Origin of the sequence: Pseudonocardia halophobica (assembly GCF_027922425.1) — a bacterium.
Taxonomy (GTDB): domain Bacteria; phylum Actinomycetota; class Actinomycetes; order Mycobacteriales; family Pseudonocardiaceae; genus Pseudonocardia; species Pseudonocardia halophobica.
In genome coordinates this window covers 37,626-51,099 of record NZ_BSFQ01000027.1, presented here as the reverse complement: position 1 = coordinate 51,099, position 13,474 = coordinate 37,626, and the positions used below count along the sequence as shown (strand labels likewise).

12 protein-coding genes are annotated in these 13,474 nt (G+C 70.5%); 1 reads left to right on the top strand and 11 read right to left on the bottom strand.

What is annotated here, in order from left to right; genetic code table 11:
• Positions 1-21: 21 nt before the first annotated feature.
• The 7 genes from PKE99_RS25695 to PKE99_RS25665 all read right to left on the bottom strand — a co-directional run bounded on the left by PKE99_RS25695 (position 22) and on the right by PKE99_RS25665 (position 7,706).
• Positions 22-1,632, bottom strand: coding sequence for a long-chain-fatty-acid--CoA ligase (locus PKE99_RS25695; protein ID WP_037051289.1), 1,611 nt, complete (start codon positions 1,630-1,632; stop codon positions 22-24).
• The gene (locus tag PKE99_RS25690; protein ID WP_037051286.1) at positions 1,629-2,597 is read right to left on the bottom strand and encodes an NADPH:quinone reductase; all 969 of its coding nucleotides are present in this window, start codon (positions 2,595-2,597) and stop codon (positions 1,629-1,631) included. The genes PKE99_RS25695 and PKE99_RS25690 overlap by 4 nt, the downstream gene beginning before the upstream one ends.
• A complete protein-coding gene (locus PKE99_RS25685; RefSeq protein ID WP_037051283.1) occupies positions 2,594-3,562 on the bottom strand; it encodes an NAD-dependent epimerase/dehydratase family protein in 969 nt (322 codons plus the stop codon). The genes PKE99_RS25690 and PKE99_RS25685 overlap by 4 nt, the downstream gene beginning before the upstream one ends.
• Positions 3,563-3,567: 5 nt before the next feature.
• Entirely contained in the window at positions 3,568-4,374 is an 807-nt protein-coding gene (locus PKE99_RS25680; RefSeq protein WP_037051280.1) for an SDR family NAD(P)-dependent oxidoreductase, read from the bottom strand.
• 2 nt (positions 4,375-4,376) lie between these two features.
• The gene (locus PKE99_RS25675) at positions 4,377-5,606 is read right to left on the bottom strand and encodes an MFS transporter (protein WP_037051277.1); all 1,230 of its coding nucleotides are present in this window, start codon (positions 5,604-5,606) and stop codon (positions 4,377-4,379) included.
• Positions 5,607-5,705: 99 nt separating this feature from the next.
• Positions 5,706-6,824: an LLM class flavin-dependent oxidoreductase gene (locus PKE99_RS25670; RefSeq protein ID WP_271214924.1), complete on the bottom strand. Its 1,119-nt coding sequence runs from the start codon at positions 6,822-6,824 to the stop codon at positions 5,706-5,708.
• Positions 6,825-6,908: 84 nt separating this feature from the next.
• Entirely contained in the window at positions 6,909-7,706 is a 798-nt protein-coding gene (locus PKE99_RS25665) for an alpha/beta fold hydrolase (protein ID WP_037051272.1), read from the bottom strand.
• Between the two features lie 146 nt (positions 7,707-7,852).
• On the opposite strand from PKE99_RS25665, the gene PKE99_RS25660 reads away from it, so the two are divergent.
• Entirely contained in the window at positions 7,853-9,115 is a 1,263-nt protein-coding gene (locus tag PKE99_RS25660; protein WP_037051269.1) for an MmgE/PrpD family protein, read from the top strand.
• On the opposite strand, the gene PKE99_RS25655 is transcribed toward PKE99_RS25660, so the two are convergent.
• Genes PKE99_RS25655 through PKE99_RS25640 form a run of 4 tightly spaced genes read right to left on the bottom strand, consistent with a single transcriptional unit; the run spans position 9,105 to position 13,472 of the window.
• On the bottom strand, positions 9,105-10,010 hold the full coding sequence (locus PKE99_RS25655; protein ID WP_037051266.1) for a cyclase family protein: 906 nt from the start codon (positions 10,008-10,010) through the stop codon (positions 9,105-9,107). The two genes, PKE99_RS25660 and PKE99_RS25655, sit on opposite strands and share 11 nt — an antisense overlap.
• Positions 10,007-11,926, bottom strand: coding sequence for an oxidoreductase (locus PKE99_RS25650; RefSeq protein WP_051738049.1), 1,920 nt, complete (start codon positions 11,924-11,926; stop codon positions 10,007-10,009). The genes PKE99_RS25655 and PKE99_RS25650 overlap by 4 nt, the downstream gene beginning before the upstream one ends.
• Positions 11,923-12,681 (bottom strand): SDR family NAD(P)-dependent oxidoreductase, encoded by a 759-nt coding sequence (locus PKE99_RS25645; protein WP_051738048.1) that lies wholly within the window; start codon positions 12,679-12,681, stop codon positions 11,923-11,925. The genes PKE99_RS25650 and PKE99_RS25645 overlap by 4 nt, the downstream gene beginning before the upstream one ends.
• Entirely contained in the window at positions 12,678-13,472 is a 795-nt protein-coding gene (locus PKE99_RS25640; RefSeq protein WP_037051263.1) for an SDR family NAD(P)-dependent oxidoreductase, read from the bottom strand. Before PKE99_RS25640 ends, PKE99_RS25645 begins: the two co-directional genes overlap by 4 nt.
• Between the last annotated feature and the right edge of the window lie 2 nt (positions 13,473-13,474).

Below are 13,474 nucleotides of genomic sequence, written 5' to 3'. Positions count from 1 at the left end.
CCTTCGGGGGTGGTGGGCCGGTCATCCGCGGATTCGGGTGGTCTCGCCGGACCACTCCCGTTCCCGCAGCTCGTACTTCTGGACCTTGCCGGTCGAGGTCTTGGGAAGCTCGTCGACTATCTCGACCTCGCGGGGCGCCTTGTAGTGCGCAAGGTGCTCCCGCACGTGCGCGATGAGCTCGCCTTCGGTGGGAAGTCGGCCCGGCCGCGGGACGACGAAGGCCTTCGGCCGCTCGCCCCAGCGCTCGTCGGGGACACCGAGCACGGCGACCTCGAGCACGTCCGGGTGCGCCGCGACGGCATGCTCCACCTCGATGGTCGAGATATTCTCGCCACCGGAGATGATGACGTCCTTAGCCCGGTCGCGCAGCTCGACGTACCCGTCAGGGTGCAGCACGCCGAGGTCCCCGGAGTGGAACCAGCCGCCCGCGAACGCCTCCGCGGTCGCCTCAGGGTCCCGGAAGTACTCCTTCATCACGGTGTTGCCGCGCATCACAACTTCGCCCATCGTCACGCCGTCGGCGGGCACGTCCTTGAGCTCGCGGTCGACCACCCGGACCCGGTCGACCTGCACCATCCCGACGCCCTGCCGTGCCGTCAGAACGGCGCGCCGCTCCGGGGGCAAGCTCTCCCAGGAACGTTGATGCTCATTGATCGTGTAGGGCCCGTAGGTCTCGGTGAGCCCGTAGACGTGCACGATCCGGAAGCCCATGTCCTCCATACCGAGGATGACGGTCGGGCTGGGCGGCGCGCCCGCCGTCGTGACCACGAGCTCGCGGCCGAGCGCGTGCCCCGCTGCGGACTGCAGGATCGTCGTGAGCACCGTGGGTGCGCCGTTGAGATGGGTCACCCCGTGGCGTTTGATGAGGCCCCAGACGGCGTCCCCTCGCACCTCGCGCAGGCACACCTGGGTGCCGCCGGCCGCGACGAGTGCCCAGGGTGTGCACCAGCCGTTGCAGTGGAACATCGGCAGTGTCCACAGGTAGACACTGCCCGCGTCATGGTCGCTGTGGTGCATCCCGCCGAGCGCGTTCAGGTACGCACCCCGGTGGGTATAGACCACACCCTTGGGACGACCGGTCGTCCCGGAGGTGTAGTTGATCGAAATTGCGGTGTGCTCGTCCTCGACGGACCAGACGAGCTCACCGGTCCCGTTCACGGGCAGGTCGGCAAAGGCGACGGCTCCGGGGACGCCGTCTGTGGTCGGCGGCCCCAGCGGGTCCGCCACCTCCACGATCGTCCGCACCGTCGCTAGCGATCCGACCAGCGGGGCCACCGTGCTCGAGAAAGCGGCGTCGACTACGAGCAGGGTCGCGCCGGAATGGTCGAGGATGGCGCGCGCCTCCGCCGCCGCAAGCCGGGTGTTGACCGCCACCAGCACCGCGCCCGCGAGAGGCACGGCGTAGTGCGCCACCAGCATCTCCGGGACGTTGGGCATGAGGTAGGCGACCCGGTCTCCGGGGCGGACACCAGCCCCACGCAGCGCCCGCGCTCGGCGGGCCACCTCGTCGGCAAACTCTCGGTAGGTCCAGGTCCGCTCGCCGTACACGACCGCCGGTGATTCGGCGTAAACGATTGCGGAGCGCTCCAGGAAGGACAGCGGCGTAAGCGCGCTGATCAGCCCTCCGGTCACGGCCGCACCACCACCTTTCCTACGAAACCCTGCTCCACGTGCTCCTGCGCCGCCGCGACCCGCTCCAGCGGGTAGGCCGCGATCGGCAGCGCCGAGAGCGCCCCGGCCGCCAGCGCGTCTGCCGTCCACCCCACCGCCGCGGCGAGCTCGTGTGCGGACACGCCGTAGAGCAGCACGAACTCCAGCCGCACATTCCCGCTCATGAGCGGGCCGCCCGCAAGCACCAGCTCCGGCTCGGCGGCGTAGGTGGAGATCGTGCCGCCCTGGTTCAGGACCGCCAGGTCCAGCTCCATGTTCGCGCCGGGTGCCACCTCGACGACGCGGTCGACCCCGCCAACCAGGTCACCGATCCGCTGAGCCACATCCGGTTCGTCGTAGCGCAGCACATGATCCGCACCTGCTGCCCGTGCCAGCTCCGCCTTCTCCTCGGAGCTGACGGTGGTCACGACCGCTGCGCCCGCGAACGTGGCGAGCTCGATCGCGAAGTGGCCCACCGCGCCCGCGCCGCCGGCCACGAGTACGGTCCGCCCCTCCAGCGACTTGAAGCTCCCGCCGAGACAGTGCGCGGCGGTCAGCGCAGGTACACCCAGGCATGCCCCCAGCTCATCGGAGGCCTCGTCCGGCAGCGGAACCACCCGCGAGGCGGGCAGCACGGCGTACTCGGCCGCGGTGCCCCAACGGTTGTGGTAGGCCGCGAGGTAGGTCCAGACTCGTTGGCCCACAGCCAGTCCGATAACGCCGGGGCCGACCGCGTCGACCACTCCGGCGCCGTCATGGTGGGGTATCTGGAACCCGTCGGGTCGTCGCCGGTTCGTTCCGGCGCGCGTCTTCCAGTCCGTCGGGTTGATGCCCGAGACGGTGATCCGCACCCGCACCTCTTCTGGGCCGGGCTCGGGAGTCTCCAGGTCCAGGACCTCTAGCACCTCGTTCGCCGGGCCGGGACGTCTGTACAGCGCCGCCCTCATAGAGCGACCCGATCGCGGTAGTCCCGCAGCGCGCGCTCCAGATCGTAGCGGGGCTGCCACCCGAATTCCGTCGCCATACGGCTCCCGTCGAGTCTCGTGTAGTAGGGGGCGCCCATGCCCATGGGGTCCAGCCCGGGGCCGACCCGCAGGTCCGCTCCGGGAATCAGACGCCGGATCGCGGCGGCGTACGCCGCGGTCGATACGGGCTCCCCGCCGGTGACGTTGTACGCGTTGTGCTGCAAAGGCTCCGGGGCCAGGGCGACCGTCGCGATCGCGTCCGCCACGTCGAGAACGTAGACGAGGTCGTTGCGCTCGTCGGCGCCACGCTCTACGGCGAACGGCCGCCCGGCGGCGGGCAGCTCCAGCATCGAGCTGTAAAGCGAGATCTGCCGCCCGAAGCCCTCCCCGCCGTGCCGGGCTAGCTTGCCGGGTCCGTAGATCGTGGCGAACCGCATGGCGGCGACCTCGAGCTCGGTCGTGCGGCCGTACCACCACAGGACGTCCTCGGCTGCGGCCTTCGTGATCGGGTAGATGTCGCGCGACACCCGCTTTCCGTGCTCGGGGATCGGCGCGTAGGTGGGATGGCCGCGGTCGCCCACACTGGGCCCGTACACCCCCTTCGTGCTGGTATAGACGACTCGGCGCACGCGCGCGGCGACGGCCGCCGCGCAGACGTTCGCTGTACCGCCGACGTTCACCGCGATCGCCAGCTGCGGGTCCCGATCGCAATCGACGAACGCGGCCAGGTGCACCACCGCCTCCGGGGCCAGCTTCGCCGTCGCCTCGACCACCTGTCCGGCGTCCCGGACGTCGGCGACGACGAGTTCGACCCGGTCCTTGACGTCGTCGATCAGCGACGTGTCGTCCCGGGCCTCCAAGATGCCGACCTCGTGGCCGCGGTCGAGCAGCTCGCGCACCACCCAGGCCCCATTTACCCCGAGGCCACCGGTCACCATCACACGCATCTCGCCTACTCCTCCCCGCCGGCCAACCGGCGGAACGACGGGACCATGGGCGCGTACGCCGACATGCCCCCGTCCACGACTAGCACCTGCCCGTTGACGAAGGTTGACTCTGGCGATGCGAGGAACAAGGCCGCCAGCGCGACGTCGTCAGGCCTACCCAGGCGCGGCGCCGCGACGTGCTCGAGCATTACCGCCGTCTGCTCCTCGGAGTACATCTCCTCGGTGCCCGGCGAGACAATCGGGCCCGGAGCCACGACGTTGCACCGGATGCCCTGCCTGCCGTACTCCACGGCGATGGATTTGGACAGCCCGATCACCCCGGCCTTCGCCGTGGCGTACGCCGGCCGGGCCTCCAGAGCGAGCCACGCGACCAGCGAGGACGCGTTCGTGATGCTCCCCGAGCCCGCCCGCAGCATATGCGGGAGGACGTGCTTCGCGGTGAGCATGCAGCCCAACAGGTCCACGGATAGCTGCTGGAGCCAGACCTCCGGATCGGCGGCGGCAAGCAGGACGTCCTGCGCGACCACTCCCCGGTTTGAGGCGTAGTTCTGCAGCACGTCCACGCTACCGAAGGTGTCCACGGTGAACGCGACGAGTCCGGCGACCTCAGAGGAGTCCGAGACGTCCACCGCGTAGGGTTCCGCTGCTCCGCCCTCGTCGCGGATCCGCTCCACGGTCGCCGCGGCTGTCGCCTTATCGAGATCAGCTACGACGACCTTCGCGCCCTCCCGGGCGAACAGCTCGGCCGTGGCCGCGCCGATCCCCGAGCCCGCACCCGTGACTACTGCCGTCCGCCCCGTCAGCCGACCCACGCTCACGTCGTCCGCCGCATCGCGGTCGCCACGACGACCATAGTGACGGCGGCCGCGGCGATCACGTACCAGGCCGGTGCCAGCACGGTGCCCGAGGAGTCGACCAATAGGGTGGCGACAAAGGGGGTTGTGCCCGCGAAGCCCGCGACTCCGAAGCCGTAGGCGATGCCGAAGCCGGATGCCCTGACCTGCGCCGGGAAGAGGTCCGCGAAGACGGCGGAAACCACCCCGCCGAAGATGGCGAGTGGAATCCAGAACACGATCTGCCCGATCAGCACAGGCCCGAAGCCGCCGAGGCTGATGATCAGCATGCACGGGAGGGGCAGGACGAGTGCCAGCCCACACGCCATGAGCAGCAACGTCCGGCGCTCGATCCGGTCCGCCACGGTCCCGACGACCAGCACCATCCCAAGGCCCAACAGCGCGGCGATCAGCACCGTGGTCAGCGCAGGCACAGCTGGCATCCCCACGACGGTGCGGATGTGGGTGAGCAGGAAGCCTTGGATGGTGGCTGAGAGGATTTGGTAGCCGACGCTGATTCCCAGCACCGTCAGGAAGGCCCGCCAGTGCTCGCGGAAAAGTGTGCGCAGCGGATTTTGCGCTCGTGTGCCCTCGGCTTTGAGCTCCTCGAACTCTGGGGACTCGGCCAGGCGGAACCTCAGGTACATGCCGATGGCGAGGAGTGGAAAGCCGAGGAGGAACGGCAGCCGCCAGCCCCATCCGCTAAGCGTCTCCTGGGTCATGGAGATGGTCAGCATCAGCACGACGAAGATGCCAAGCACGCTGCCGCTCGCGGAGGAGAACACAGCGAAGGATCCGTAGAGCCCGCGCTTGTGCCGGGGCGAGTGCTCGATGAGGTAGGTGGCGGCGGTCCCGAACTCGCCGCCGACCGAGATGCCCTGCAGGACCCGTGCGAGGCAGAGCAGTGCGGGCGCTAGGATGCCGACCTGGGCGTACGTCGGCATGACGCCGACGAGCACCGTCGTCACGCCCATGAGGGTTAGGGCGAGGAAGAGGGTGAACTTGCGTCCGCGGCGGTCGGCGAGCTGGCCCAGCAGGATGGCCCCCACCGGGCGCACCACGAAGCCGACGGCATAGAGCGCCAGCGTAGAAAGGATCGCGGCGACCGGGTTTCCTGCGGGGAAGAACAGCGTCGAGATCACCGGGGTTAACGAGGCGAACACGGCGAAGTCGTAGAACTCGAGCGCGTTCCCGGTGCCGGCCGCCACCACGGAGCGACGCGAGAGTGCTGCGTTCTCCGTGGGTGGTGCCGCGACGTTGTCTGGCAGGGATGATTGAGACGTCATTGTGCTCCGATCATCGAGGTGGGGTCAGACTGTGGCGGCGTCGGTCAAGCGGTTCACCGCGGGGACGACCTGGTCGGCGAAGAGCTCCAGGCCGCGGACAGCCTCGTCATGCTCCATGTGGCCCGCCTGGCCCATGAGCAGCAGGTTCCCGAAGCCGCCGACCTCGGAGTAGAACTTCTCAATCTGGTTCGAGACGGTCTGAGGGCTGCCCGCGAAGACGATCCCACGGTCGATGAGCTCCTCAAGGGACATCAAGGCGAGGTCCTTCTTCGCGTGGCCGCCCTGATCGGCCAGCAGCGCCGGGTCGTGGACCGCGCTGTGCGCGCGCAGGCCAGCGGCGCGCACCGGGTAGGGCGTGTAGCCCGGCGGGTAAAGGAACTCCGTGGCCACCTTGTTCGAAGTTAGGTACCAGAGCAGTTTTCGGGCGCCGTCGAGGCCCTCGGCGTCCGTCTTTCCGGTGTAGACGAGTGCGGCGTAGCCGAACTTGTCGTCCGCAGGGACTGGTTTGCCCGCCTCGGCCTGCCGGTCCCGATAAGCCTGAAAGACGGTACGGGCGCCTTCGTACCCGGTGAGGAAAGTGGCGATCCGGTAGTCTTGGTCGGCGATCCGAGTGGCGCTGCTCGGGCTGACCGCGGTGACCCAGACCGGCGGGGTCGGCTGCTGGTAGGGCCGCGGCCAGATGTTGACCTGGCGGTGGTGGAAGAACTCGCCCTCCCAGTTGAACGGCCCGTCGTGGGTCGCCCAGGCACGGGTGATGAGCTCGATGGCCTCCCACATGCGCTCGGTCATGCCGATCGGCTTGGTGTTCGTCGCGCTGATCTCGTACGGCACGCCGCGCACGAATCCGACGTCGAGCCGGCCGTGGCTCAGGACGTCGACCAGTGCCATCTCCTCGGCGATCCGGACGGGGTCCGGCCGGTTCGCGACAGGGTTGCCCAGCAGCAGGATGCGGGCGTTCGAGGTGACGCGCGCCAGCACCGCGGTGATCAGGGGCGCGACTGACGTCATGCACGTCGCCGTGGAGTGGTGTTCATTCACCATCACGTTGAGGCCGCACTCGTCGGCGACCTGCCACTCCCGGATGTAGCGGTCCCACAGGCTCGCGGCCCGCTCGGGGTCAATGACGCCGTTGGGCAGGGTCACCCGGATCGACGGGTACGTCTCGGGCTCGGGCAGGTCGGGGTAGGCGGCCTCGGTGAAGCTCCAGTACTGCATAGGTCCTCCTGGTCAGACGGCGAACTTGGCGATCAGCCGCGCCACGTCGTGAGGGCGTTCGACTTGCGGCCGGTGGCCCGCACGGTCGATTAGGTCGAATGAGGCGCCGGGGATCCGGGCGGCCAGGCCGCGGCCGTAGTCCGGGACGACGACGCCGTCACTGTCACCCCACACAACGGTCGTCGGTACGGTGATCCGCCAGAGCCAGTTCAGCAGCCGCGGATTGTGCAGGTAGGGCTGCCAGCCGTAGGTCACCAGCGCCTCCTCGTTGCGGGCCAGCTCGAGCACGTCGTCCACGGGTGCCAGGGCCAGGTCTCCCAGCGCATGGGCCCGGTCGGCGTAGATGATCTTGTCCAGCTCGGCGTGCGGGGTCGCGAACAGGTCCACCACCTCCCGGTCCAGCGGCCCGCCGAGCTTCACCCCGACGGAGTCCACGAGCACGAGCCGCGAGATGCGGGCGCAACTGCGCACCGCCATTTCCAGCGCCACCCAGCCGCCGAACTGCAGCCCGACGAGCGTGACGTCCGTCAGTTCGGAACGGTCCAGCCAGTCCAGGTAGAGATAGGCCAAGTCGTCGACCGAGGAGCACCAGTCCGGGCGGGGCGAGCGGCTAAAGCCGGGATGGCTCGGGGTGACGACAGCGAAGTCCTCGGCCAGGGCCTCCAGGAATCGGCCGTCCTCGACCGCGCGCTCGGCGCCCGGAAGCACCAGTGCCGTCCGCTCCCCGGTCCCGTCGCGACGGACGTCGAGGCGGACCCCATTGCCGAACTCGACGCCGCTGTGGGCGTCCACCAGATCCAGCGTCTGCACTGTGCCTCCTCGCAAGTTGATGGAGGAAGTCTCGCCGTCCCGGCGAGCCGTGACTGTGACTTGGATCCGCCGACTTGCGCGTGACTTCGGTCATGGACCCGCGGGGGCTCATGCCGTACCCCTGGCATCGACGGAAGGAGTGAGCGATGGAGCTCGATGAGGTGGTCGGACTCGCGTCCGGCGCGTACCCCGCGGCGGCGCTCGAAGCGGCCACAGTGATCCTGGTGCACGACCTGGCCGTGGCAGCGAGTGCCCGCGGGCTGGTGGGACACCTGTTCGAGGACCCGTTGACCTGGGACGGGGCTTACGCCGATCTGCTAACGGGGAGGCGGGTCGACCAGCCGTCGGCGATTACCCGCAACGCCCAGCTGATCCACGCCCTGGGCCAGGACGACACCCACTTCGGCGCGATGACGCACGTCGGCACGACGGCGCTGCCCCTGCTACTCGCCCTGGGCGCGGAGGCGACTACTGAGGAGCTGCTCGCGGGCTTCGCGGCGGCGATGGCCGCGGCGGAGCTTATCGGCGACGGGGTCTCCCCCGCGGTGTCCGCGCACGGGGTCCGTCCCACCTCGGTGATTGGGCCGATCGCCGCGGTCGTCGGGGCAGGCCGGATGCTCGGGTGGGAGCCCGCCCGGGTCCGACGCGCGGTTGCGCGGGCCGCCGCCTGCGCCTACGGCACCCAGCAGACCTGGGTCGAGGGCACGCAGGACTGGCTCCACCAGGTCGCGAGCGCCGGTCTGCTCGCCTGGCAGGCCGCAAGGTCGTCGGAGGCGGAGTGGGTGGCGGCGGAGGAGCCGCTCTGGGGCCGGGCGGGGCTCTTCCCGTCGTTGGGGGTGACCGAACGTACGCGGGGCTCCGCCGACCCGCGGACGGCTGCGACGCGGTTGGGTGTGAAGCGGTTCCCGGTTTGTGCGATCAACCAGGTGCCGCTCACGCTCTTGGCCGAGGCAGCCCTCGACGACGTCCGGTCCGTCGAGCTCCGGATGGCGCCCGCGTTCGCCACGACGTCGGGCATCGACCGGTCCGAGGGCCTCGACACCCCGACGCGGCGGCTGATGAGCACCCCGTACTGCGTCGCGGTCCTTGTGGCGACCGGGGACTTCGTGGTGGAGGACCTCGCCCGCAGGCCGGCGGCGGTCACGGACGAACTGGTCCGCGCGATGACCGTGGTCCCGGACGAGGCCGTGCCGCTGGGCTCCTACCTGCTGCGGGTGCGGCTTGCCGAGGGGCGGACGGTCGAGCTGCGTGGCGACAGCACCCAGGTCGGTGCGCCGGAGCGCGCCGAGCTCGACCGCACCGCCCGCCGGGTGGCCGGGTCAGACCTGGTCGACACCGCGCTGACGCACCTGGACAAGCGCGAAACCGCGGTGGCCGACCTGCTCGCGGCGGTGACCGCTACCGGATGACGACCGCGTTGGCGGGCGAGCCGACGCCGCCCGGCAGGTTCAGCGGCACGGCGGCAAAGAACGCCGTGTACCGCCGGTCCGCCGCGGCGGCGTCGGCGAATGCGCCGAGGTCGAGGAACTCGCCGAATGTCATGCCCAGCATGGGGATCAGCTGGGCGTGCAGGATCGGCCCGTCGTGCTGGGGCGGGAGCACCTCGATGCCGGGGCTGTCCGCCGCGACGGCGGCGATGCGGTGGTCCCACAGGAACTCCGCGGTCTCCTGGCTCGCCTCTAGGCCCGGCACGGTCTGCTCCTGCTGCATCGCCACCCTGGTGTCCTGGTCCGCGGCGAGATAGGCCGTGACGTACCCGGTGTGCAGCAGCAGGATGTCGCCCTCGCGCAGGCTCACCACCTGCGCGTCGAGGATTCGTTCGAGGTCGGCCACGGTAATCACCCGGGTCCGAGTAGGCGAGTAGTCGTCGAACCCGCCATTGCGGGCGACGTCGACCAGCACGGCTCGCACGACGATCCCACCCCGCGCGTGGGCGCCGATCCCGAGCCGTTCCGACGAATGCCCGTTGTAGAAGCCCAGCCGGGGATCACTGATGTGCCGCAGGGCGTCCCACTGGCTGGAGGCCTGCGGGTAGAAGCCGTCCAGCCGGTCGTCGAGGAAGTTCCCGGGCAGCTCGAAGACGGTGTGTTGCAACGGCTCGCGATCGTAGAAGGGTGGGTCAGGCAGGTCGAGCGGGAGGGTCACGCCGAACCGCTCCCCGGTCCGGATCTCCGTAGCGGCGGCGGCCACCCGTTTCGGTGTGAGGAAGTTGACGGTGCCGAGGTCGTCCTCGGGGCCGAAGACTCCCCAGGCCGACCGGAGCCCGTTGGATGCCACGGGCAGTTCGCTGAACTTCGGAGTCATACTCGTTCCTCCTGCGCTACGGCGAAGACCATCGCGGTGATCGCCTCGTCGGCTTCCAGCACGGCATGGGTGATGCGGCGCGGGGACAAGGCGTCCCCGATGGTGCGGGTGCGCATGTCCCGGGCGCGCAGCTCGGCGGCGAGGGAGTCCTGCGACACGGGCGCGGTTGCCACGACGACGTGGTCGGCGGGCAACCGGTCGAGCGTCCCGGTTGTGACGTCCCGCAGCTCCACCTCGCCGGGCAGGACTCGCTCCAGCACGGTGAAGGGCCGGTAGCGGGTGCCCGCGCCCCGCAGTCGGGCGTGCAGGCTCGCCTGGCTCTCGGCGGGGATCGCGGCGCCGACCATCGCCGCGGGAGTGGCCACGGTGACCTGGACCCCGGCCTCGACCAGCAGCTCCGCTGCGCTTAGGGCGGGCCAGAACCCGGTGCCGTCGTCCTGGACGAGGGCGCGGCCGGATCGCGGCGGCTCACCGCCGAGCAGCTCCCAGACGCTCGTCGCGTTCTCGGCGGAGTCGTGTCTCGCCCCGGTAGCCACGACGGCGAGATCCGGGCCCAGCTCCAGGACTTCCTCGGCCGTCGCTGGCCTGCCGAGTAGCACCTCCACACCCAGGCGGGCCAGCTCGGACTCCAGGTAGTCCACGAAGGACAGCAGCTCGCGCCGGTGCGGCGCACGTGCCGCTCGGCGGAGCTGGCCTCCCAGCTGCGGCTCCGCCTCTAGCACTGTCACCCGGCAGCCGCGCTCGGCCGCCACCCGCGCGGCCTCGAGCCCACCCGGGCCCCCACCTATGACGACGACGCGGTCGGCGGAGCGTGGCCGCAGCACCCGGGTGCCGTACCGGGCCTCACGTCCGGCTGCGGCGTTGACGGCGCACGACGCCCCGTCCATCGCGGTCCGGCAGTCCTGCACGAACCCGACGCACGGCCGGATCGCCCCGGCCACCACACCCTGCGCCTTCGCGACCCACTCCGGGTCGGCGATCATGCCCCTGCCGATGCCGATCAGATCCGCAGCACCCTCCGCGAGCACGGCTGCTGCCTGCTCGGGGCGCACGATCCTGCCGGTGACCAGAACCGGGACGTCGGTGACGGTCTTGACCGCGCGCGCCTCGGCCACGGCGACGGCGAAGGGCCAGGTGTGGTCCTTGACGTAGGAGTTGCGCGAGCCTCGGGTGACGGAGACGTAGTCGATCAGCCGTTCCTCGGTGAGCGCCCGCACCATGGCAACGGTCTCGTCGAGCTCGATACCGCCCGGGACGTCCTCGCGGGCGCTCAGCCGCACGCCGACCGGCGCACCCTCGGCCCGGACCCGCCGCAGCACGAGCCGCAGGAACGCCAGCCGCTCGACGGGGGTTGCGCCACCGAACTCGTCCGTCCGCGCGTTCGCGGCAGCGTTCAGGAACTGCGCGACCAGGTAACCGTGCCCGGCGTGGATCTCAATCCCGTCGTAACCCGCCGCGAGATGGACGCGCGCCGACTCGACGAACGAGTCCGCGATGGTGTGGACCTCGTCCGTGGTCAAGGCATGGGGGACGTAGGGATCACGGGGCGAACGGATCGCGCTCGGTGCTACCTGGGCGAGCTCGGGTTGGCCGCCGAGGGTTTCGCGGCCTGCGTGCACGAGCTGGGCGAACACCTTCGCGCCTCCGGCGTGGATCGCTTCCGCCCGCTCGCGCAGCAGCCCCTCGGACCTCCACCCGTTGACCGCGACGCCGCCGCGGTACACCGACGTCGGGTGCACGAGGGTCCCGCCCGTGATCACCAGCCCCGCGCCCCCGTGCGCGCGCTCGGCGTGCCACTCGAGGTCCGCGGGCGACACCAGGCCCCCGGGCGTGTGCCTGCTCCCCATGGGCGGCAGCGCGATCCGGTTGCGCAGCCGGACCCCTCCGATGTCGAGTGGCGCGAACAAGCCGGTCATGCGGTGTTCCGTCCGCCGTTGGCGATGACCACCTCACCGGCGATGTTCGCCGCCTCATCGGAGGCCAGGAACGCGATGACCGACGCGATCTCGCCGGGCTGTGCGACGACCTTGTGCGGATGTCCGCTCGCGACCCGCACGCCGCCGGGAGCGCGTCCTAGCATCGGGGTGTCCACCAGGCCCGGCGCCACGCCGTTGACCCGGATGCCGTGTCCGATCAGCTCCTTGCCGACGCTGTGAGTCAGGGAGATCACCCCGGCCTTCGCCGCGACGTAGTGCGGATAGCCAGGGGTGGCCTCGTACGCCGCTCCCGACGCGATGGTGACGATCGCGCCGCGACGGGCGGGGAGCATGGCGCGTGCCGCGGCCCGGAGCGTGAAGAAGGTACCGTCGAGGTTCACCGCGAGCAGCCTCCGCCAGGCCGCGTCGCCGATCTCCGGGGTGCGCAGGATCGGCCCGCCGGCGTCGATCTGCGCCGACAACGCCACCTTCGTCTCGGGGTCGTCGACGCCCGCGGCGGTCACCACCACATCCAGCCCGCCGTGCGTGCTGACGACATCGTCGACGAGTTCGTCGACGGCCGCGGAGTCCGTCACGTCCACGGCGTACCCCGACGCACCGTCCAGGGTGGCGGCGACCTCCTTCGCCCGCGCGCCGTCTAGATCCGCGACGATCACCTGGTCCCCACGCTCGGCGAAGAGCCTGCAGACGGCCTCGCCCATCCCGGACGCGCCGCCCGTGACGAACGCGATCACTGCCCAGGCCTGACGGCCGCACCGACGGCGCTGCGACCGCCGTCGACGACATACTGGGCCCCGGTGGTGTTCGAGGCCAGGTCCGAGCAGAGGAACACAACAACGTTCGCGACCTCCTCGGGCGTCGAGTAGCGGCCGGTCGGCATGCCCGCGCGGGCGCGCTGGGTGGCGGCGTCGGTGTCGTCCGGCGCGATCTGCTCCTCCAGCCACCGCATGGCCCTGGTGTCGACCGGGCCGGGGCACACGGCGTTGACCCGCACACCCTGACGGGCGACCTCGCCGGCCGCGGTCTTCGTCAGCCCGATCACGGCGAGCTTGGAGGAGGCGTAGGCGGACATGCCGGGGGTGGGCAGCTGCGCCGCCACCGAGCCGGTGTTGACGATCGCGCCGCTGCCCTGCTCGATCATGACGGGCAGCACGTGTCGCAGACCGAGGAAGACCCCCTTCACGTTCACGTTGAACACCGCGTCGAAATCCGCCTCGTTGTACTCGGCGAGCGGAGCAACGGTGCCGCCGACGCCGGCGTTGTTGAAGAAGCAGTCGATGCGGCCGTAGCCGTCCAGCGAGGCCCGGACGTAGCCCTGCACGTCCGCTGCGCTCGTGACGTCCGCGCCCACGAGCAGCGCCTCACCACCCGCCTCGTGGATCGCCTCGACCGTCGCCTTCGCGGTTTCGGTGTCGAAGTCGACCACCACGACGCGCGCCCCCCGCTCGCCGAACGCGAGACATGCTGCCCGCCCGATGCCGTTCCCGCCGCCCGTGACAAGGGCGACTTTGCCCGTGAAGTCCATCG

Coding starts and splice junctions, on each gene's coding strand:
- PKE99_RS25690 (WP_037051286.1), bottom strand. CDS start 2,597: ATGAGGGCGGCGCTGTACAGACGTCCCGGCCCGGCGAACGAGGTGCTA.
- PKE99_RS25685 (WP_037051283.1), bottom strand. CDS start 3,562: ATGCGTGTGATGGTGACCGGTGGCCTCGGGGTAAATGGGGCCTGGGTG.
- PKE99_RS25660 (WP_037051269.1), top strand. CDS start 7,853: ATGGAGCTCGATGAGGTGGTCGGACTCGCGTCCGGCGCGTACCCCGCG.
- PKE99_RS25655 (WP_037051266.1), bottom strand. CDS start 10,010: ATGACTCCGAAGTTCAGCGAACTGCCCGTGGCATCCAACGGGCTCCGG.
- PKE99_RS25650 (WP_051738049.1), bottom strand. CDS start 11,926: ATGACCGGCTTGTTCGCGCCACTCGACATCGGAGGGGTCCGGCTGCGC.
- PKE99_RS25640 (WP_037051263.1), bottom strand. CDS start 13,472: ATGGACTTCACGGGCAAAGTCGCCCTTGTCACGGGCGGCGGGAACGGC.